Here is an 18,932-nt window from a genome sequence, read left to right as displayed (position 1 = left end):
ATTAATGTTTTTCTTTATTGCTCTGCGTTAAATACAAAAAAGCGACAAAAAATTTTTGTCGCTTTTCACTTTATTTTCTTTAAATAATAATTTCTTATTATTGTTGAGACCCCAATTTACTCCAGATTTCGATTCTATAATCTTCAATATCTGCATTATCTTGTAAGCTCTTCAGCCAAGCCTGACCAAACATACCCGCATTTCTCTGAGTAATAGATTCTGCAAATTGTTTAGCATCTCCAGGTTGTTTGTTTACAGTCTCATTCTTTTTAACTAAAACATAAACCCCCGTTCCCCCTTCTACAGGATTAGAAACTTTACCTTTAGCTACACCAAAAGCAGCACCTGCAACTTTAGGTTCCATAGCACCAGCTACTGAAGGGTTTAGTAAATTCACCTGAGCAGATTGTTTTGTAGTTGCAAATTTTGAAGCAATTTGATCTAAGCTACCAACTTTACCAATCTTTTCAATGATTTGTTTCGCAGCTAATTTATTTTTCACAACAACTTCAATTTGATCTCTCACTGACTCTGGATCTGCAAGACCTTTTTCTTGCTTACCGTTCAAATAAACTACAATTTTATCACCTGTTCCGTCTACAGTAAAGAACTCCGTATTGCCTTTCTCTCTTTTTTTATCAAAAGCCCAAGCTAGGATTTCACCATCTTTATCTGTACCCAAACCTTGAAGTTGACCATCAAATCTCTTAGCTTGTTTAGGGTTAGAAAACTGATAGTTTCCTTTTTTAGCAATGTTTACAAAATCGTTAAAAGATTTCCCTTGTACTTGCTGAATGAATTTTCTTGCTTTCTTATCTGTCTCTGCTTCTGTAGCATCAGACGGCTTAACCGCTTTTACTAAATTAGCAACTTTATAAGCCATTGCTCCAGCTTTCTTATCTTCAATATTAATGATATGATATCCAAACTGAGTTTCAACAACACCTGTAGCACCTTTAGGATTGTTCGCTAAATAATGTAAAAATTCAGGAACAAAAGGTGTCTCAGGAGTAGTCCATCCTAAACTACCACCTTGCGCGGCAGAACTTGGATCATTAGAAAGCTTAAGGAACTCTGTAAATTTAGTAGGAGTCGCTTTTACAATAGCACCAATTGAATCTGCCAATTTCTTAGCCTGTTCTTTAGTTCTTGTAACACCTTCCCCTGCAGGACTTCCTTTAAAAGCAATAAGAATATGTCTTGACAATGTAGAATCAGACGTCTTTTTATCTAAAAGTTTAGATACTACATAGAAATTTTGTTCTTTATATGGACCAAAAGTCTGTCCTATAGCAGCAGACGTTATTTGCCCCTGAATAGTTTGTGGCAACTGATTTGGACTCAAATACTGAGCATTGAAAGGCATATCAGAATTCACCATCACAAACATCGAATCGTTTTTAGTATTTTGGAAGTTCTCTGTAACTCCTGCATCAGCTCCTCCTGAAAAAAGTTTTGTTATCTCTTTCTGAGCAGCAGCATCGTCTGCTGCACTTGGCTGAGACGGGAAGTAAACGACCCCAATATTTCTGCTTGGTTCCGTTTTGAACATTACAGGATGCTCTTTGATATAGTTTGCTAAATCTTCAGTCGTAACTTTAATATTATTTTTTTGAAGATAAGCAGAATAGTCAATTTTCACAAAATCAATATCCGCTAACTGATCTCTTTGCTTCATCAGCTCCTCAGCTTCTTTTTTCCCGGTTGTAATACCCGCAGAAATATTTGCAAATACTTGTCTGGCCATCAATCTATATTCAATAGTTTTTTTAGTTTTCAACCATTGATTATATCCTTCCGGACTTGCATTTTTCAAATCTTCAATTTGCTTTTTAAGCTCCTGAGTTTTAAAATTTCCTTTATCATCAAAAAATTGCTTATTCTGAGCAAACATTTGATCATACTGAATTTGGTTCCAGAAATAATCATCTGTCATTTCAAATCCTAGTTTTTCAAATTGCTGCTTGATAAGCTTAGACTGAATCAATAATTGCCAAGCCTGCTCTTCAAGACCATTTTTCGGTTGACCTTGCTGCTCTGCTTGCTGCTGTAATACGAAAAGCTGGTCATTAAACTCTTCACGAGTAATTTTCTCACCATTTACTTTTCCGAAAACATCAGGATTTTTTCCAAAAACCTTATCAATGCTATCAGGGTTTACCAAAAACGCTAAAAGCGCTAATGCAATTACTCCCATCAATAGCCAAGGCTTACTCCTAATTTGTCCTAAAATTGCCATTATATAAATTATAGTTTTTTATCAGTTTGCGAAAATACACATTTTTAAGAAATTACAGAAATCTAAGTTCTTTTTTTAAGACATTAAAATCCAATTTATAAAAAAAAGGAAATTTTGACCATGTTTTTTATAAAAAAACAAATGGCATAAGTATTGTGCAATTTAGTCCATCATTGTATACAATACATTTTCAGGGTATATTATGATATTTCACTTTAATGAACTAAAACAGAAATGACAATTTGTCATTCTATATAACTATGACAGAATTTGAAGATATTAATTTAGAGGAAATGATTGGTGAAGGATTTGACATTGTGACTGAGGAAATCGACCTTTCGGATCTGTCGGAAACCAACAAAAATTCCGAACAAAAAATATTCCCTATACTTCCTGTACGAAACATGGTAATGTTTCCAAATGTTGTAATTCCTATTACAGCAGGAAGAAAAACCTCAATACAACTTCTAGAGGAAGCTCAAAAAAACGGAGAACTTATAGGAATTGTAAGCCAGAAAAATTCAGATTTGGAAAACCCTTCCGATAAAGATTTATATCTAGTCGGAACTCTGGCAAAAATTATAAAAATCATAAAACTTCCTGAAGGAAATATTACGGCAATAACAAAAGGATTTCATCGTTTTAAAATTAAAAGAATCGTTGAAAACCAACCTTATTTCAAAGCTGAAATTTCAAAATTGAAAGATTCAAAGCCTAAAAACCGGGAAGAATATGAAGCATTATTAGAGAATGTAAAAGATTTGGCCTCAAAAATCATTGAGCTCGACCCCAATATTCCAAATGCGGCAAATTTTGCGATAAAAAACATTAGCAATAAAGATGATTTATTGAATTTCATCTGTACAAATGCTAATTTTTCTTCACCAGATAAGCAAAAACTGCTTGAAGAGAAAAACCTGATGGCAAGAGCCAACAAGTGTTATGAGATGATGCATGAAGATTTCAGAAAATTAGAATTAAGAAATCAAATTCATCAAAAAACATCCAAAGATCTCGACAAACAACAGAGAGAGTATTTTCTAAATCAACAAATAAGAACCATTCAGGAAGAACTTGGAGGCGGTCCTGAAGGAGATATTGAAGATTTAATTAATAAAGCAAAATCTAAGAAATGGAGTCAGGAAGTTGAAGAGCATTTCCAAAAAGAAATTAACAGACTTCAACGCCAAAACCCTAACTCTCCCGATTATAATGTTCAGAGAAATTATTTAGACTTTTTCACCGATCTTCCTTGGGAAACTTATACAAAAGACGTTTTTGATATCGCAAAAGCTGAAAAAGTTTTAGATAAAGCACATTTCGGACTTGAAGATATCAAGAAAAGAATTTTGGAACACATGGCTGTTTTAAAACTTAAAAACAACATGAAATCCCCTATTCTTCTTTTGGTTGGACCTCCGGGAGTTGGTAAAACATCTTTAGGAAAATCAATTGCGGACGCTCTTGGAAGAAAATATGTAAGATTATCCTTAGGTGGTCTTCATGATGAAAGCGAAATCCGTGGACACAGAAAAACTTACATCGGGGCAATGGCGGGAAGAATCCTTCAATCCATTAAAAAGTCAGGAACTTCGAATCCTGTAATTGTTTTGGACGAAATGGATAAAATCGGACAAGGGTTGCATGGCGACCCAAGCTCAGCACTTTTAGAAGTACTTGACCCTGAACAAAATAGCTCATTCTATGATAATTTCTTAGAAATGGGTTACGACTTGTCTAAAGTAATGTTTATTGCAACGGCAAATTCACTTTCAACAATCCAGACACCTCTTTTGGATAGGACTGAAATCATTCAGATTGCGGGTTATACTTTGGAAGAGAAAATTGAGATTGCTAAACGACATTTAATAAAAAAACAACAGGAAGAAAATGGTTTGGATTCAAAATCATTCAAACTTGGAAATCCTGAGTTAAAACATATTATCGAAGCCCATACTTCGGAAAGCGGTGTTAGAACCTTAGAAAAAAGAATTGCAAATATTGCTCGATGGGTAGCTTTACAAACTGCTTTATCAAAAGAATACGAGCCTAAAATTTCGATTGAAAAAGTGGATGAAATTTTAGGCGTTCCGAGACCAAAAAGCTTATCTGAAATCACAGATTCACCAGGTGTAGTGACAGGTCTTGCCTGGACAAGCGTTGGCGGAGACATCCTATTCATTGAAAGTATTTTAAGCAGCGGAAAAGGAACTTTGACTATGACAGGAAATCTAGGAACTGTCATGAAAGAATCTGCAACCATTGCTTTAGAATACATCAAGGCTAGACATGATGAACTTGGAATTTCTCAGGAAGATCTAGATAAGAAAAATATACACGTTCACGTTCCGGAAGGTGCCACTCCAAAAGACGGTCCATCTGCAGGTATTGCAATGTTAACATCAATGGTTTCTTCTTTTAAAAACAAGAAAGTAAAATCACATCTTGCTATGACAGGCGAAATTACTCTAAGAGGAAAAGTACTTCCTGTAGGAGGAATTAAAGAAAAACTTTTGGCAGCGACCAGAGCAGGAGTTAAAGAGGTAATTCTTTGTGAAGCCAACAGAAAAGATGTTGAAGAAATTAAAAAAGATTACTTAAGAAACCTTAAAGTACATTATGTAAAACGAATGGAAGAAGTAATTGACATCGCAATTGAAAAATAATTCATAATAAACATATCAACTTCTCAACACAAAAGCACGTTTCAAAAAAACATGAGACGTGCTTTTAATTTAATGACAAAGAATTTAAAATAAATCTTAAAAATTTTATCCTTTTTCTTATTTTTATACTATCTATTACTCCAAATCATGAATATTCTTAAAATCCCTTTTTTAGTAAAACTTACCTTGGTCATCATTTCTATTATCGGTCTTGGTTACCTTTTAGCGTTGGGTCAAAGTATTTTAGCACCCTTCTTTTTAGCATTTTTGATAGCAATGTTATTTTTACCCTTTGCTAATTTTCTAGAAAAAAAATTGAGATTCCCAAGATCATTATCTACAATAGCCTCTGTAATGATTATGTTGGTTATTTTGACAGGATTAATTTATTTTTTTGGATCACAACTTTCAAATTTCAGTAAAGACGTTCCACAATTAGAAAAACAATTCACTAATGTATTTAATAATTTGCAACAATGGATATCAAAAACTTTCAACGTAAACACAAAAGAACAGTTTGAATACATTAATCAGGCTCTTAATAAGCTCCTTTCCTCATCCGGAGTCATTTTAGGGGTTACTTTAGGTATTTTTTCTACAAGTTTGGGGTTTTTCTTTTTCTGTATTTTATTTTTCATATTCATTCTAAACTACAGAAGACTTCTTAATAGTTTTATTATTAATGTTTTTGATGACAAACATGAAGGGAAGGTACGTGAAATCGTTAACGAAATACAAAGTATGACCAAAAAATACATTACAGGTCTTTGCATTCAAATTATAATTGTTTCTATGCTTACCTCAATAACATTGTCTATTATAGGTGTAAAATATGCTATTCTTTTGGGAGTTCTAACAGGTATTTTAAATGTAATTCCGTACATAGGAGTACTTTTATCAATGTTAATTTCTTGTTTTATAGCCTTTGCAACTGGCACACCCACACAATGTATTTATGTAATCATTGGTTATATAATAGTACACGCAATTGATGGCAATATCATCCTTCCGTTTGTTGTAGGCTCTAAGGTGAAAATTAATGCGTTATTTTCATTCATAGGGATTTTAATAGGCGAACATTTATGGGGAATCTCAGGAATGTTCTTATGCATACCCGCAATGGCAATACTCAAAATTATCTTTGAAAGAGTAGAGGGTCTACGACCTTGGGGAAAACTTCTCGGCGAAGAAGAGCAGCCCAATAAAAAGAAAAAGAAATATAAAATTTCTAAGAATATAACTTTAGAAGAAATGGATTAAATAATTATCTAAACTACGCCAAACAATAAAAAAAGCATTCAAAAAATTTGAATGCTTTTTTCTTTTTATCCAAATCTTAACTTATTAATAATTCTTATAAAAGTTCTTATTAGTTTGTAAAAATCAATCTTACAATAAAATCCAAGCCTTTATTTAGTTTTACAAAAACATGATTTTCAGTAATTTAAAATACAATTTTGCTTTACAATCTTTTTACTTCTCATTTTCAAACATTACAAATGATTCCTTTAGAACTTTGGGATAAGCAAAACATTAAAAATCAACATTATGAAAACTACTTACATAAAATTATCATTGGCAAGTGCACTTTTATTAGGAATTTATTCTTGTAAAAAAGGAGAAGCAACAATATCAGATGCAGAATATAAAAGTTATACAGAAGCAGATTCAGCAGCTGCTATAGTTTCTGATAGTGTTTCTTCCGCCGCGACAATGAAAATAAAGGACAAACAATTCATAAAAACTGCAGATATAAATATGGAAGTAAAAGATGTGTATGACGCTACAATTTCCATTGAAAAATCTGTTCAGGAATTAGGAGGCTTTGTTACCAAAAGTAACTTACAGAGTAACGTAGTTTCAGAAGATACCTATAATACATCCGACGAAACCGCAATGTTGATAAAGAAATATAAGACAGAAAACACAATGCAGGTTCGTGTTCCTACAGAAAGATTGGGTGAACTTTTAACTTTAATTAATGACAAGAAACTATTTCTCAACTCAAGAATCATTAATGCAGAAGATGTGACTTCAGGTATACAATACGCTAAATTAGAAGCAAAACGAATTGAAAAAACAGGTGAAAACATCTCCCAGCTGAAGGCAAATAAAGACAAGGTAAAAATGGGTGATGAAAACATGTCTGAAGGCAACCTGCAACAACTTGCCAATATGGATATTGCAGACAACCTAAAATACAGCACAGTTGATATCTACATCAATGAGCCCAAACTTCGTATCGCTGAAATCGCCATCACCAACACAAAAAGTATAGACAACAAATACAAATCGAATTTCTTATATGATGTCAAAAACGCTTTTGTAGAAGGATTTTATTTAATACAAAGAATATTGATTGGGGTAGTTGCAATATGGCCAATATCTTTAATTATAATCATCGCTATTTATGTCATAAGAAAGAAAAAACTATTTAGAAAAACCAATCAAATTTAGCTATCCTAACCTTTCGGTTATCATCATAATTTTAGATTTTACTAACCTCCATTTTATGTGGAGGTTTTATTATTTTTACGATTTAAATATTTCTTATCATTTTGATAGCTTCACCCCATTCATTTTTTCCTTAAATTTGCAAATTAGAATATAAATCAGGGAAAGTTTCATTAAAACCACCTTGAAATTCTTTAATTTAAGCCTTAATTTATGTTATCAAAAATAAATCCTACCCATACAAATAGCTGGAAAGCTCTTGATGAACACTTTGGAAACAATGATTTTGATCTGAGAAGCCTTTTTACATACAACCCTAATCGTTTTGAAGAATTTTCTATAAAAAGAGATAATTTTTTATTCGATTATTCAAAAAACCTTATTGATGTAAGAACAAAAGAGCTTTTATTGAATCTTGCCGAAGAATGTCAATTAAAAGATGCGATTTCCAAAATGTTTTCAGGAGATAAAATCAACGAAACAGAAGGGAGAGCAGTTCTTCATACAGCTTTAAGAGATTTTTCCGATAAGGAGATTATTGTTGATGGAGAAAATATAAAGCCTCAAATAAAGTCTGTTCTAGAACACATGAAATCTTTCTCTGAAAGCATTATTTCAGGAGAACACAAAGGTTTCAGTGGAAAAGAGATTACTGATGTTGTAAATATTGGAATTGGAGGTTCAGATTTGGGTCCGGTAATGGTGGTTTCTGCCTTGAAACATTTTAAAACAAGATTAAATGTTCATTTTGTATCAAATGTAGACGGAAATCACATTGCAGAAGTTGTTAAAAACCTAAATCCCGAAACTACATTATTTATCATTGCTTCTAAAACATTTACCACTCAAGAAACAATGACCAATGCCAATTCTGCTAAAGATTGGTTCTTAAAAGCTGGAAAACAAGAAGATGTAGCAAAACATTTTGTAGCTTTATCAACTAATATTCAAGCCGTTAAAAGCTTCGGAATTGCAGAAGAAAACATCTTCGAGTTTTGGGATTGGGTTGGAGGAAGATATTCTTTATGGAGCGCAATTGGTCTAAGCATCGTACTTGCTGTCGGTTATGAAAATTTCGAGCAATTATTGAGAGGAGCTTATGATACAGACCAAAACTTCCAAACAGCAAATTTTTCTGAAAACATTCCGGTTTTAATGGGATTATTAGGAATTTGGTATCGCAATTTTTATGCAGCAACAAGCTATGCTATTCTTCCATACTCTCAATACTTAGACAGATTTGCGGCTTATCTACAACAAGGAGATATGGAAAGTAACGGAAAATGTGTCGACAGAAATGGTGAGTTTGTAGAGTATGAAACAGGACCTATCATCTGGGGTGAGCCTGGAACAAACGGACAACATGCTTTTTATCAATTAATTCACCAAGGAACTGAACTTATTCCTGCTGATTTTATTGCATATACAAAAAGTCCCAACAAAGTTTCTGACCATCAAGACAAGCTTTTAGCTAACTTTTTCGCTCAAACTGAAGCTCTTGCATTTGGAAAAACTGAGGAAGAAGCCGAAGAAGAATTAAAAAATTCAGGAAAATCTGAGGAAGAAATTGATTTCTTATTAAACTATAAAGTTTTCCACGGAAACACGCCCACTAACTCAATATTATTCAACGAATTAACTCCTTTTTCATTAGGACAGTTAATCGCGATATATGAACATAAAATTTTTGTACAGGGAGTAATTTGGAATATTTTCAGCTTCGACCAATTTGGTGTAGAATTAGGAAAAGTTTTAGCTAATAAAATTTTGCCTGAACTTGAGAATAATGAAACAATTAATTCTCACGACAGCTCAACAAACGGGCTAATCAACTATTACAAAGAAAATAAGTAAAAAAGAAAGTAAATAAATCTCTAATAAAAAGTAAAATGGCACAAATTCTTGACGGATTAAAAGTATCCAAAGAAATAAAACAAGAAATCAAGGCTGAAGTTGACAAAATCCTTGAAGGGAAAAGAAGAGCACCACATTTGGTTGCTATTCTTGTAGGGAACAACGGAGCAAGTAAGGCTTATGTAAACTCTAAAGTGAAAGACTGTGAAGAAGTGGGATTCCGTTCTACCCTTTTAAAATTTCCAAGTACAGTTTCCGAGTCTGAATTATTGGAAAAAATTGACGAGTTAAATAAATCTAAAGCAGTTGACGGATTTATCGTTCAATTACCTTTACCTGACCAGATTGATCAGGAAAAAATCATCAACGCGATCGATCCTAGAAAAGATGTAGATGGTTTCCACCCAGAAAATTTTGGAAGAATGGCATTGGAAATGGATACTTTCTTACCTGCAACACCGTTTGGAATTTTAACATTATTAGAAAGATATAATATTGAAACAAAAGGTAAAGACTGTGTAATTATTGGAAGAAGTAAAATTGTAGGAAGACCCATGAGTATCTTGATGGGAAGAAAAGATTTCCCCGGAAATTCTACCGTTACTCTTACACACTCTTACACAAAAGACATCGAAGAATATACAAAAAAGGCAGACATTGTGATTACAGCTTTAGGAGATCCTCACTTCCTAAAAGGTGAAATGATTAAAGAAGGTGCTGTTATTATTGACGTAGGTATTACGAGAGTAGATGACGATTCTCCGAAAGGATATTATTTGGCAGGTGATGTAGATTTTGACAGCTGTGCGGCAAAAGCAAGTTGGATTACCCCTGTACCAGGAGGAGTAGGACCTATGACAAGAGCAATGTTGATGAAAAACACCATCATTGCTTACAAAACTTCGGTCTATAACGACTAATTTTAAAATGAACAAAGAAGAAGATATTTTATTAAAAGAAGGTAAAATGCTCCCGGTAATGGAGCATTTTTACACTCTTCAGGGAGAAGGAGCACATACCGGAAAAGCAGCCTATTTCATACGATTAGGAGGTTGCGATGTCGGGTGTCATTGGTGTGATGTAAAAGAAAGCTGGGATCCTAACCTGCATCCGCTAATGAATGCAGAAAAAATTGCAGAAGTAGCAACAAAACATTGTAAAACAATTGTTTTAACAGGAGGCGAACCTTTAATGTGGAATCTTGAAATTTTAACATCCAAACTAAAAGAATTGGGATGCACAATTCATATTGAAACTTCCGGAGCATACCCTATGAGCGGACATATCGACTGGATAACCCTTTCTCCTAAAAAAACAGGACTTCCAAAAGAAGAAATTTATTCTAAAGCTCATGAGCTTAAAGTCATCGTTTTCAATAATAATGATTTTAAATTTGCTCAGGAACAGGCTGCAAAAGTTTCAGAAAACTGTACTTTGTATCTTCAAAGTGAGTGGAGCAAACGAGATGAAATGTATCCCAAAATAACAGATTTTATATTGGAACATCCTGAATGGAGGGCTTCTGTTCAGACTCATAAATATCTTAATATCCCGTAAAAATCCGTAAATTAGCTCTTCGTATCCGTTTATATAGTAATAGATGCAAAGAATTCGATACTCTAGGTACCTGAAATCGATTATCATTTTGCTTGACCTTCTGGTTATTGCATCTATTTTTATATTCTTTTTTATAAGTAGAAACGAAGATTTAAAACACGATCAGGAAACATGGTATCAAAATATCTTTTCCTTAATTTTATTATTTTTGTTCTGGATGCTCTTGAGTGGCAGAACGAAGATTTATGACATTCCGAGGAATTTAACCTATACCTTATTTCTTGAGCGCCTTTTAATTCATTTCATTTTATTTATACTTGGTGTTTTTCTTATTGGGAAAGTAAGTTATAATGTTTTTTTCAATTCCGATATTTATTGGCTATCATTCTACCTTTTTTTCTTTATTTTTCTGGAAAAATCAATTGTTTATTTCGGCATCAAATATTTCCGAAGTTTGGGGGTTAATCACAGAAATATAATGTTTTTAAATGAAAACAGCTCCACTGAAATTCTAAAAAATATATTTAAAGAAAGAAAAGACTACGGTTACAAAATTTTCGAATATGGAGATTCTGATATTGATGCGAAAAAACTTGTGAAGTTCTGGAAAGACAATGGCATCCACACTTTATTTATTCCTTCAGAAAGCTCATTTGAAGAAGAAAAAGAAGATGATATCTTCAAACTAGCGGAAGCAAATAAAGTTCATATCACTCTTATTCCGAGCATTACACAAAGTGATTTTTTCCTGTATGATTTAGAATATATCCAAACTCAGCCGGTTTTAAATCAGGCAAAATACCCTTTAGATTATTATTCTAACTTTTTACTAAAAAGAACATTTGATATACTTTTCTCAGTATTTGTGTTATTAGGAATTTGCTCGTGGCTTTTTCCAATTATTGCAATTTTGATAAAATCAACTTCAAAAGGACCGATTTTCTTCATACAGAAAAGATATGGTTTTCATGAAGAAGTTTTCAATTGCATTAAATTCCGAACAATGGTTGTAAATCAGGAATCGACCACCAAAACAACCAGTGAAAACGACTCAAGAATTACCAAAATCGGTAAGTTTTTAAGAAAAACAAGCCTTGATGAAATGCCTCAGTTTTTAAATGTTTTAAAAGGTGAAATGTCAATTGTAGGACCAAGACCTCACATGTTGGCCGTTGATAATTATTACAAACCCAAAATAGGAAGATACAGTTTAAGAAGTATGGTAAGCCCGGGAATTACAGGTCTTGCTCAGGTAAATGGTTTGCGCGGAGACTCCGGAAATGTAGAAGTAGAAATGAAAAAACGTGTTTTAGCAGATGCATTTTACGTAAGAAATTGGAGTTTTGTGCTTGATTTGGTTATTATCTTGAAAACAGTTCTATTAGTAATAGGAGGGGATAAAAACGCAAAGTAATATTCTTTAAATAAAGTTAAGATTCGGAGAAACAAAATTTTAACATTAAAATATACCTCAGTCCTTACCTCAATCTTTATTCAATTCAATAAAAAAGTCTAATTTAGCAGAATGTTAAGAAAGTTTTTTACAGCAGTCGGAGAATACATCCTCCTTCTAGGTAAATCTATCCAGAAACCTCAGAAAATGGGAGTATTCTGGAAACTATTAATGAGAGAAATTAATGATTTAGGAGTCAACTCATTTGGGTTGGTAATTTTCACATCTATATTTGTTGGAGCAGTAGTTGCCATTCAGATGTTTAACAACTTCGATGCTTCTTCCTTTCCTATTCCTCCTGCATTTGTAGGCTATGCAACTAAAGCGGTTCTAATTTTAGAATTTGCACCCACTATTATCAGTCTGATTTTAGCCGGAAAAGTAGGTTCATATATTGCTTCAAGTATCGGAACAATGAGAGTTTCCGAACAGATTGATGCGCTGGATATTATGGGTGTAAACTCTCAAAATTTTTTAGTTTTTCCTAAAATCATAGCCTGTATTATTTTTAATCCGCTACTTATTGCCATTAGTATTGTATTCGGTATTTGGGGAGGCTACATTGCCGGAATCTTAACAGGAAACTGGACGACCAACGACTATATAACAGGTATTCAAATGTATATGCCTAATCTTTTTATTTATTACGCATTTATTAAAACGGCCGTCTTTGCATTTATTATTGCCACAGTCCCTTCATATTTCGGATACAATGTAAAAGGAGGTTCTCTCGAAGTTGGTAGAGCAAGTACACAAGCTGTGGTTTGGACAATGGTATTTATTATTATTTCCGAATTAATATTAACCCAATTAATATTAAGCTAATGATTGAGGTAAAAAATCTTAAAAAAAGTTTTGACGAAGTTGAAGTTCTTAAAGGCATTTCAACAACTTTTGAGAAAGGAAAAGTAAACTTGATAATTGGGCAAAGTGGTTCAGGAAAAACCGTTTTTTTAAAAAGTTTATTAAATGTTTATCAACCTTCATCAGGTGAAATCCTTTTTGATGGAAGAGACATCAATATTATGACTCGAGAAGAAAAACAACACCTTCGTTCAGAAATCGGAACCGTATTTCAAGGAAGTGCACTGTTTGATTCTTTGACGGTGGAAGAAAACATCATGTTTCCTCTCGATATGTTCACCAATCTCACTTTTAGAGAAAAGAAAAGAAGAGTTTTTGAAGTTATCGGAAGAGTACATTTAGATAAAGCCAACAAAAAATTCCCTTCAGAAATTTCAGGAGGAATGCAGAAACGTGTTGCTATTGCCCGAGCTATCGTAAACAACCCAAAATATCTTTTCTGTGACGAGCCAAACTCAGGCCTTGACCCATATACTTCTAATGTAATCGACGATTTATTACTTGAAATTACAAAAGAATATAACACAACAACAATCATCAACACCCATGACATGAACTCTGTAATGACGATTGGCGAAAAGATTGTTTACCTAAGATTAGGAATTAAAGAATGGGAAGGGAATAAGGATATTCTGATTACGGCAGGCAATAAAAATCTAATAGACTTCGTTTATTCATCAGAGTTATTCAAAGAGCTTCGAGAATATTTGCTTGAAAATAACAAAACTATTGATAATACAATAACAAAAATAGATAATAATGAAAAAGGTATTTAGTATAGCATTAATAGGGTTCTCTTTATTTGCTTATGCACAGATTTCTTTGGCAGGAAAAGCAAACTTAATCTTTCCTACTGGTTCACCTTCTTGGAAAAACATTAAAGGAACAGTAAATGAAGCAGTTGAAGGTAGCGGAAAAAACAATGCTGGATTCAATGTAGGTCTTTCATTAAAAGTACAATTACCCGGTTCATTTTATGTAATGCCGGAATTGTATTATACACATTTTAAGAATGAATTTACAACAAGCGAAACAACATTTGATATAAAAAGCAATCGTATGGATTTGCCGGTTCTTTTAGGATATAATATCTGGGGAAATACTTTAAGTGCTTTTGTAGGACCGGTTGCAAGTTACAATCTAAGCAAAGAAGATACTTATAATGATTTTAAAGAAAACTCCAGAGATAATTTCACAGTAGGTTATCAGTTCGGAGCCCAATTTGAAATCAAAAAACTTATTCTTAATGCAAGATATGAAGGTGCGTTTAGCAAAGATTCAAGAAAATTCATAAATACTGTTGCTGGAAGTGAGCAAGAAATTAGATATGACAACAGACCTAATTTATTTATGGTAGGTGTGGGTTATAAATTTTAATTAATTATTCGAAAAATAACAACTAAGAAAAATCCTCAAGTCATCAGATTTGAGGATTTTGATTTTGTTGAGACTGTATTTCGGTTTCACGTTTTGCAATTTCTGCGGCCTTCTTTTCCAGCTCAACTTTATCTTTTTGCAATTGCTTAAACTCCTTTTTCTTTTGTTCTGCTTTCATAGCGCTTCCTTTACTTATATACCCAACCATTCCGCCAATGATAAGTCCAATACCAATTCCTCCCATGATTCCCATAATATGGGGCAAACCAATCTCTTTAGCCGTAAAACCATTTGTCGTTAAATAAAACAACAATATAGATATAGCAAGAAGTACAAGTCCTGTAAGCGATAAACCTTTCATAATATGTGATTATTTTAAGTGGTAAAATAAAAAGCCTTATCAAATTTAGTGAAAATTTAATAAGGCCATATCTAATATTAAAATCCTAATTTATAGTTTCCCTCCTGCAGCCTTATAATATTCTAGCGCTTTAGGTAAATCTTTATTAATATCTGAAATTCTTGTCTCAGGATTCGGGTGAGTTGATAAGAATTCCGGCTGTTTTGCTCCTTTAGAAGCTGACTCCATTCTGTTCCAGAAAGGGATTGCCTCTCTTGGGTCGTATCCTGCCATTCCCATTAAATATAGTCCCATTTTATCTGCTTCAGACTCCTGATTTCTACCATATTTTAATAATGCAACCTGAGAACCAATAGGATAAACTTTTTCAAAAACACCAGCCCATTGAGCATTAGAAATTGTTCCTCCCAAAATAGCCCCACCATATTGTGCAACCATTGCCTGAGAAATTCTTTCGTTACCATGTCCTGCTAAAGCATGAGAAACCTCATGCCCCATCACCACAGCAAGCCCATTATCGTTTTTAGTTGTTGGCAAAATCCCTGTGTAAACAGCTACTTTACCACCTGGCATACACCAAGCATTCAGCTCATCACTCTGTAAAAGATTAAATTCCCAGTTATAATTTGCTAAATCTGCTGATCTGCCTATACTTTGATAATATTTTTCTGCTGCTGCTTTTATTCTGCTTCCAACACTTACTACTCTTTTTGCGTCTGCCGTTCCGGTTATCACTTTACCTTTAGACAATGTAGTTTTATATTCTTGAGAAGACATTGTCAATATCTCAGAATTATTTGCTAATTGCAGAGAAGATCTACCCGTAATCGGGTTCGTAGTACAAGCTGCAACCGATAGAGCAACCGCTCCTATTCCTAAAAAAAGATGTGCTAATTTCATAGTTTTGAGTGTTATTAATTCATCATTTACAATTTCTATTCCAAAAATTCTCGAAACAGTATATTTGCATACATTTTGCTATCTAAATTTAATAATTATTTTAATACTATGAAAAAGTATATTTCAATCATATTTGTATTAAGTTTTTTGTTCTTTTTTCAAAGCTGCTCTTCCCAAAGTTCTGCTACTGACAACCATATTACTAATGAACTGGTAAATTCTCAGGAGTTTACGTTTCATGCACAAAGGGCAAATCCTACAAATTATGATGTAATCAAAGTAATGAATTCTATTCCGAATTCTACAGCAACGAGAATACTTGATTTGAGTGGTGACTATACAATTACAATAAAATCTGGAACTCTTGAATCTTATCTTCCTTATTTTGGCAGAACTTTCAATTCTTCATCTTATGGAAATACGGAAAAAGCCGGATATAGATTTACAAGTAAAGACTTTACTATCAACAAATCACAAAACAAAAAAGGAACTTGGATTGTAAAAATAAAACCTAATGATGTAAATTATGTTGATGAAATCATTATTGAGGTTTTCAAAAACGGAAAAGCATTTACTTCCATTAGAGGAAATGACAGACAACCTATTTCTTATGATGGGTATGTTTCTAAAAATGAAGAACCGAAAACCACAAAATCTGAACTTTAAAATTTCTTATTAAGAAAATTTTCAACAAATAATTTAGCTTCAGCTTGGGTTTTAAACCGTTTGCTGAAGCATTTTTTTTGAGAAAACCTTTGATTTGTACGTTTTTTGCTGTGAAAACTAGTAAATATTTAATGCTATGAAAAAATATATTCCAATTATATTTATTTTAAGCCTTTTCTACTTTTTTAAAAGCTGTTCTTTACAAAACTATACTACAATAGATGCTTACACGATAAGTGAGCTGGTAAAATCTGAAGAATTCACATTTCATATAAAAGATGTAATTCCCCCAAATAATAATACGTTCAATGATATCAAGAATAATATAAAAAATTCCTTCCAAAATTCTAATTCTACAATACCAAAAATGCCTGATTTAATAGGTGATTATAGAATCAGCGTAAAACCAAATGTAGTAGAATTATACCTTCCTTCTTTTAACAGACCTTCTAACAATTCATTGGTTTATATAAATCTGGGAGAAACCGAAAATAGGTACACAAGCAAAAACTTTACTATTGATAAAATTCAAGAGCCAGACGGAATTTGGTCTGTAAAAATAAAACCTAAAGATATAAACAAAATAGAAGAAATTGATATAACCGTTTTCAAAGGAGGAAATATATATTCATCCATTAAAAAAAATAGCAGAACAACTATGTCCTATCACGGATATATTTCTAAAAATGAAGAACCGAAAACTACTAAATCTGAACTTTAAAATTTCTTATTTAGAAAATTTTCAACAAATAATTTAGCTTCAGTACTTGGATTTGAAACCATTGCTGAAGCATTTTTTTTATGCTGAAGATAAGCCTCTTCCAACGATTCATTTCTTTTCATCATAGCTAAAATATATTCCTGAACCCAATATTCAAAGCGTTTTTCAGCCTGTTGAGTTCTCACTTCTTCAAAACGGTTGGTTTTCTTCTTAAGATTAATAAATTCATCAATCTTAGCATAAACTTCATCTAAACCTTCATTATTCAATGCAGAACCAAGCAAAACAGAAACTTTCCAATCTTTTTCTTTGGGAGGAATAAAATCAAGAGCACGTTTTAGTTCTAATCTTGTATTTTTTGCCTTCTGAATATTTTCAGAATCAACTTTATTGATAAAAATAAGGTCAACCATTTCCATAATTCCTCGTTTTATCCCTTGAAGTTCATCTCCTCCTCCAATGATTTTTAAAAACAGAAAAACATCCGTAATATCAGCAACCAAAACTTCTGACTGACCAACACCAACTGTTTCAATTAAAATATAATCATAACCTGCAGCTTCACAAATCAGCATCGTTTCAAAAGTTGTATTGGCAACACCACCCAAAAAACCTGAACTTGGAGAAGGGCGAATAAATGCATTTTCTTCTTTCGCCAATTCTTCCATTCTGGTTTTATCCCCTAAAATACTTCCTTTATTAATCGCTGAACTCGGGTCGATTGCCAAAACAGCCACTTTTTTTCCGTTAGAAATGGCTAATCTTCCAAAACTTTCAATAAAAGTGGATTTTCCAGCTCCCGGAACACCTGTAATCCCTACTCTGATAGAATTTCCTGTAAATGGCATTATTTTCTTTAAAAGCTCCTCTGCCTGAATTCTGTGTTCAGCCTTTTTACTTTCAACCAACGTAATAGCCTTTGCAATCAAGCGTTTGTTTCCTGATTGTATACCTTTAATTAATTCTTCTGTAGAAATTTTCATTGACTCAAAAATAATAATTAAAAGTTTAATTATCAATTGTAGATAAAGAATTCGTAGTTCTTATATTCTTTCTTGATTTTAATTGTAAAGATTAGAAAACCATTTTTTAAGTATTAGCACTTCAGTACTTTGCTTCTTTTTTATTTTTATTTCTTCTAAATTAAAAATACATTTATTTTCATCAATGCCTAAAGTAATTTGTTACATTTGTTTTTTAGTCAAAAGTAAAAACATGAAAAAAATAATTGCTGTAGCTTCATTTACTGCTATTTTATTAGCGTCTTGTACACCTAAAACTCAAACATCAACTGCTCCTGTGGGACCTGCAACTTCAACAGCAGAACAAATTGCCCAAGGAAAAACAATTTTTGAAAATTCATGCGGAAAATGCCATAAATTGCCTGAACCAACTGCTTTTAGCTCTGTACAATGGGTAGGAATTATGAATTCTATGGCTCCAAAGGCAAAACTTACAGATGAACAACATCAATGGGTTTATGATTATGTAGTTTCTGTGAAAAAATAATCACCAAAAAATATTATTATGAAAAAACTGATTTTAGGAATGATTGTTTGCTCTGCATTTATGGTATCATGCGGACCAAAAAGTGTAGCGGTAACAGGACCAAAGTACAGTTCTTCTGAACAGTTGGCTCAAGGAAAAACCGTTTTTGAAAACTCATGCAACAAATGTCACAAATTACCAGACCCAGCAAAGCATGATAATAATGGCTGGATAAAAACTTTGAGTAGAATGGCTCCGAAAGCTAAGCTAAGTGACGACCAGCATCAAATGGTTTATGATTATCTAATTTCTGTAAATAAAAAATAGGCTTT

At 32.8% G+C, this 18,932-nt stretch carries 18 protein-coding genes; 14 read left to right on the top strand and 4 right to left on the bottom strand.

Translation table 11 applies throughout. The features are described 5' to 3' along the window. Positions 1-97 precede the first annotated feature (97 nt). Positions 98-2,239 (bottom strand): peptidylprolyl isomerase, encoded by a 2,142-nt coding sequence (locus OH806_RS06440; RefSeq protein ID WP_264742845.1) that lies wholly within the window; start codon positions 2,237-2,239, stop codon positions 98-100. A 260-nt stretch (positions 2,240-2,499) separates the two neighbouring features. Between OH806_RS06440 and lon the strand changes: the two genes are divergently transcribed. The 10 genes from lon (at position 2,500) to OH806_RS06390 (ending at position 14,464) form a co-directional block, all read left to right on the top strand. Continuing rightward, the gene (lon, locus tag OH806_RS06435; RefSeq protein WP_264742844.1) at positions 2,500-4,905 is read left to right on the top strand and encodes an endopeptidase La; all 2,406 of its coding nucleotides are present in this window, start codon (positions 2,500-2,502) and stop codon (positions 4,903-4,905) included. 147 nt (positions 4,906-5,052) lie between these two features. Then, positions 5,053-6,165, top strand: a complete 1,113-nt coding sequence (locus OH806_RS06430; protein ID WP_264742843.1) for an AI-2E family transporter — start codon at positions 5,053-5,055, stop codon at positions 6,163-6,165. Positions 6,166-6,453: 288 nt separating this feature from the next. Next, positions 6,454-7,362: a DUF4349 domain-containing protein gene (locus OH806_RS06425; protein WP_264742842.1), complete on the top strand. Its 909-nt coding sequence runs from the start codon at positions 6,454-6,456 to the stop codon at positions 7,360-7,362. 210 nt (positions 7,363-7,572) lie between these two features. After that, positions 7,573-9,213, top strand: a complete 1,641-nt coding sequence (gene pgi, locus OH806_RS06420; protein ID WP_264742841.1) for a glucose-6-phosphate isomerase — start codon at positions 7,573-7,575, stop codon at positions 9,211-9,213. 35 nt (positions 9,214-9,248) lie between these two features. Then, entirely contained in the window at positions 9,249-10,133 is an 885-nt protein-coding gene (locus tag OH806_RS06415; RefSeq protein WP_264742840.1) for a bifunctional 5,10-methylenetetrahydrofolate dehydrogenase/5,10-methenyltetrahydrofolate cyclohydrolase, read from the top strand. 7 nt (positions 10,134-10,140) lie between these two features. Next, complete coding sequence (locus OH806_RS06410; protein WP_264742839.1) at positions 10,141-10,770, top strand: 7-carboxy-7-deazaguanine synthase QueE; 630 nt, start codon at positions 10,141-10,143, stop codon at positions 10,768-10,770. A 43-nt stretch (positions 10,771-10,813) separates the two neighbouring features. Continuing rightward, positions 10,814-12,184 carry an exopolysaccharide biosynthesis polyprenyl glycosylphosphotransferase gene (locus tag OH806_RS06405; protein WP_264742838.1) on the top strand — a complete coding sequence of 457 codons (1,371 nt, stop codon included), beginning with the start codon at positions 10,814-10,816 and terminating at the stop codon, positions 12,182-12,184. 111 nt (positions 12,185-12,295) lie between these two features. Further along, positions 12,296-13,048, top strand: coding sequence for an MlaE family ABC transporter permease (locus OH806_RS06400; RefSeq protein ID WP_264742837.1), 753 nt, complete (start codon positions 12,296-12,298; stop codon positions 13,046-13,048). Further along, the gene (locus OH806_RS06395) at positions 13,048-13,863 is read left to right on the top strand and encodes an ABC transporter ATP-binding protein (protein WP_264742836.1); all 816 of its coding nucleotides are present in this window, start codon (positions 13,048-13,050) and stop codon (positions 13,861-13,863) included. The genes OH806_RS06400 and OH806_RS06395 overlap by 1 nt, the downstream gene beginning before the upstream one ends. Next, a complete protein-coding gene (locus OH806_RS06390; RefSeq protein WP_264742835.1) occupies positions 13,847-14,464 on the top strand; it encodes a porin family protein in 618 nt (205 codons plus the stop codon). Before OH806_RS06395 ends, OH806_RS06390 begins: the two co-directional genes overlap by 17 nt. Positions 14,465-14,507: 43 nt before the next feature. Here the strand turns inward: OH806_RS06390 and OH806_RS06385 are convergent, their stop codons facing one another. Both OH806_RS06385 and OH806_RS06380 read right to left on the bottom strand, forming a co-directional pair. After that, positions 14,508-14,825, bottom strand: coding sequence for a hypothetical protein (locus tag OH806_RS06385; RefSeq protein WP_264742834.1), 318 nt, complete (start codon positions 14,823-14,825; stop codon positions 14,508-14,510). A gap of 90 nt (positions 14,826-14,915) precedes the next feature. Next, positions 14,916-15,725 (bottom strand): M48 family metallopeptidase, encoded by an 810-nt coding sequence (locus OH806_RS06380; RefSeq protein ID WP_264742833.1) that lies wholly within the window; start codon positions 15,723-15,725, stop codon positions 14,916-14,918. A 108-nt stretch (positions 15,726-15,833) separates the two neighbouring features. Here OH806_RS06380 and OH806_RS06375 point away from each other — a divergent pair, with 108 nt between their 5' ends. Together OH806_RS06375 and OH806_RS06370 are read left to right on the top strand one after the other, a co-directional pair. Next, entirely contained in the window at positions 15,834-16,391 is a 558-nt protein-coding gene (locus tag OH806_RS06375) for a DUF4251 domain-containing protein (protein WP_264742832.1), read from the top strand. Between the two features lie 136 nt (positions 16,392-16,527). After that, positions 16,528-17,112: a DUF4251 domain-containing protein gene (locus OH806_RS06370; RefSeq protein WP_264742831.1), complete on the top strand. Its 585-nt coding sequence runs from the start codon at positions 16,528-16,530 to the stop codon at positions 17,110-17,112. On the opposite strand, the gene meaB is transcribed toward OH806_RS06370, so the two are convergent. Next, positions 17,109-18,095, bottom strand: a complete 987-nt coding sequence (meaB, locus tag OH806_RS06365) for a methylmalonyl Co-A mutase-associated GTPase MeaB (RefSeq protein ID WP_264742830.1) — start codon at positions 18,093-18,095, stop codon at positions 17,109-17,111. The genes OH806_RS06370 and meaB overlap by 4 nt on opposite strands. Before the next feature lie 232 nt (positions 18,096-18,327). On the opposite strand from meaB, the gene OH806_RS06360 reads away from it, so the two are divergent. Both OH806_RS06360 and OH806_RS06355 read left to right on the top strand, forming a co-directional pair. Continuing rightward, entirely contained in the window at positions 18,328-18,621 is a 294-nt protein-coding gene (locus OH806_RS06360) for a c-type cytochrome (protein WP_264742829.1), read from the top strand. A gap of 18 nt (positions 18,622-18,639) precedes the next feature. Continuing rightward, positions 18,640-18,927 carry a cytochrome C gene (locus OH806_RS06355; RefSeq protein ID WP_264742828.1) on the top strand — a complete coding sequence of 96 codons (288 nt, stop codon included), beginning with the start codon at positions 18,640-18,642 and terminating at the stop codon, positions 18,925-18,927. The last annotated feature ends 5 nt before the right edge of the window (positions 18,928-18,932 follow it).

The sequence above is a fragment of the Chryseobacterium oryctis genome, assembly GCF_025971925.1.
Taxonomy (GTDB): Bacteria; Bacteroidota; Bacteroidia; order Flavobacteriales; family Weeksellaceae; genus Chryseobacterium; species Chryseobacterium oryctis.
The sequence above is the reverse complement of the archived record's forward strand: the minus strand, read 5'-3'. Positions and strand labels throughout refer to the sequence as shown.

Excerpts from the sequence above, each read along its gene's own strand:
- lon (WP_264742844.1), top strand. The coding sequence starts at position 2,500 with ATGACAGAATTTGAAGATATTAATTTAGAGGAAATGATTGGTGAAGGA.
- OH806_RS06385 (WP_264742834.1), bottom strand. The coding sequence starts at position 14,825 with ATGAAAGGTTTATCGCTTACAGGACTTGTACTTCTTGCTATATCTATA.
- OH806_RS06355 (WP_264742828.1), top strand. The coding sequence starts at position 18,640 with ATGAAAAAACTGATTTTAGGAATGATTGTTTGCTCTGCATTTATGGTA.
- OH806_RS06375 (WP_264742832.1), top strand. The coding sequence starts at position 15,834 with ATGAAAAAGTATATTTCAATCATATTTGTATTAAGTTTTTTGTTCTTT.
- OH806_RS06410 (WP_264742839.1), top strand. The coding sequence starts at position 10,141 with ATGAACAAAGAAGAAGATATTTTATTAAAAGAAGGTAAAATGCTCCCG.
- OH806_RS06415 (WP_264742840.1), top strand. The coding sequence starts at position 9,249 with ATGGCACAAATTCTTGACGGATTAAAAGTATCCAAAGAAATAAAACAA.
- OH806_RS06425 (WP_264742842.1), top strand. The coding sequence starts at position 6,454 with ATGAAAACTACTTACATAAAATTATCATTGGCAAGTGCACTTTTATTA.
- OH806_RS06380 (WP_264742833.1), bottom strand. The coding sequence starts at position 15,725 with ATGAAATTAGCACATCTTTTTTTAGGAATAGGAGCGGTTGCTCTATCG.
- OH806_RS06400 (WP_264742837.1), top strand. The coding sequence starts at position 12,296 with ATGTTAAGAAAGTTTTTTACAGCAGTCGGAGAATACATCCTCCTTCTA.
- OH806_RS06440 (WP_264742845.1), bottom strand. The coding sequence starts at position 2,239 with ATGGCAATTTTAGGACAAATTAGGAGTAAGCCTTGGCTATTGATGGGA.
- OH806_RS06405 (WP_264742838.1), top strand. The coding sequence starts at position 10,814 with ATGCAAAGAATTCGATACTCTAGGTACCTGAAATCGATTATCATTTTG.
- OH806_RS06430 (WP_264742843.1), top strand. The coding sequence starts at position 5,053 with ATGAATATTCTTAAAATCCCTTTTTTAGTAAAACTTACCTTGGTCATC.
- OH806_RS06370 (WP_264742831.1), top strand. The coding sequence starts at position 16,528 with ATGAAAAAATATATTCCAATTATATTTATTTTAAGCCTTTTCTACTTT.
- OH806_RS06395 (WP_264742836.1), top strand. The coding sequence starts at position 13,048 with ATGATTGAGGTAAAAAATCTTAAAAAAAGTTTTGACGAAGTTGAAGTT.
- OH806_RS06390 (WP_264742835.1), top strand. The coding sequence starts at position 13,847 with ATGAAAAAGGTATTTAGTATAGCATTAATAGGGTTCTCTTTATTTGCT.
- pgi (WP_264742841.1), top strand. The coding sequence starts at position 7,573 with ATGTTATCAAAAATAAATCCTACCCATACAAATAGCTGGAAAGCTCTT.
- meaB (WP_264742830.1), bottom strand. The coding sequence starts at position 18,095 with ATGAAAATTTCTACAGAAGAATTAATTAAAGGTATACAATCAGGAAAC.
- OH806_RS06360 (WP_264742829.1), top strand. The coding sequence starts at position 18,328 with ATGAAAAAAATAATTGCTGTAGCTTCATTTACTGCTATTTTATTAGCG.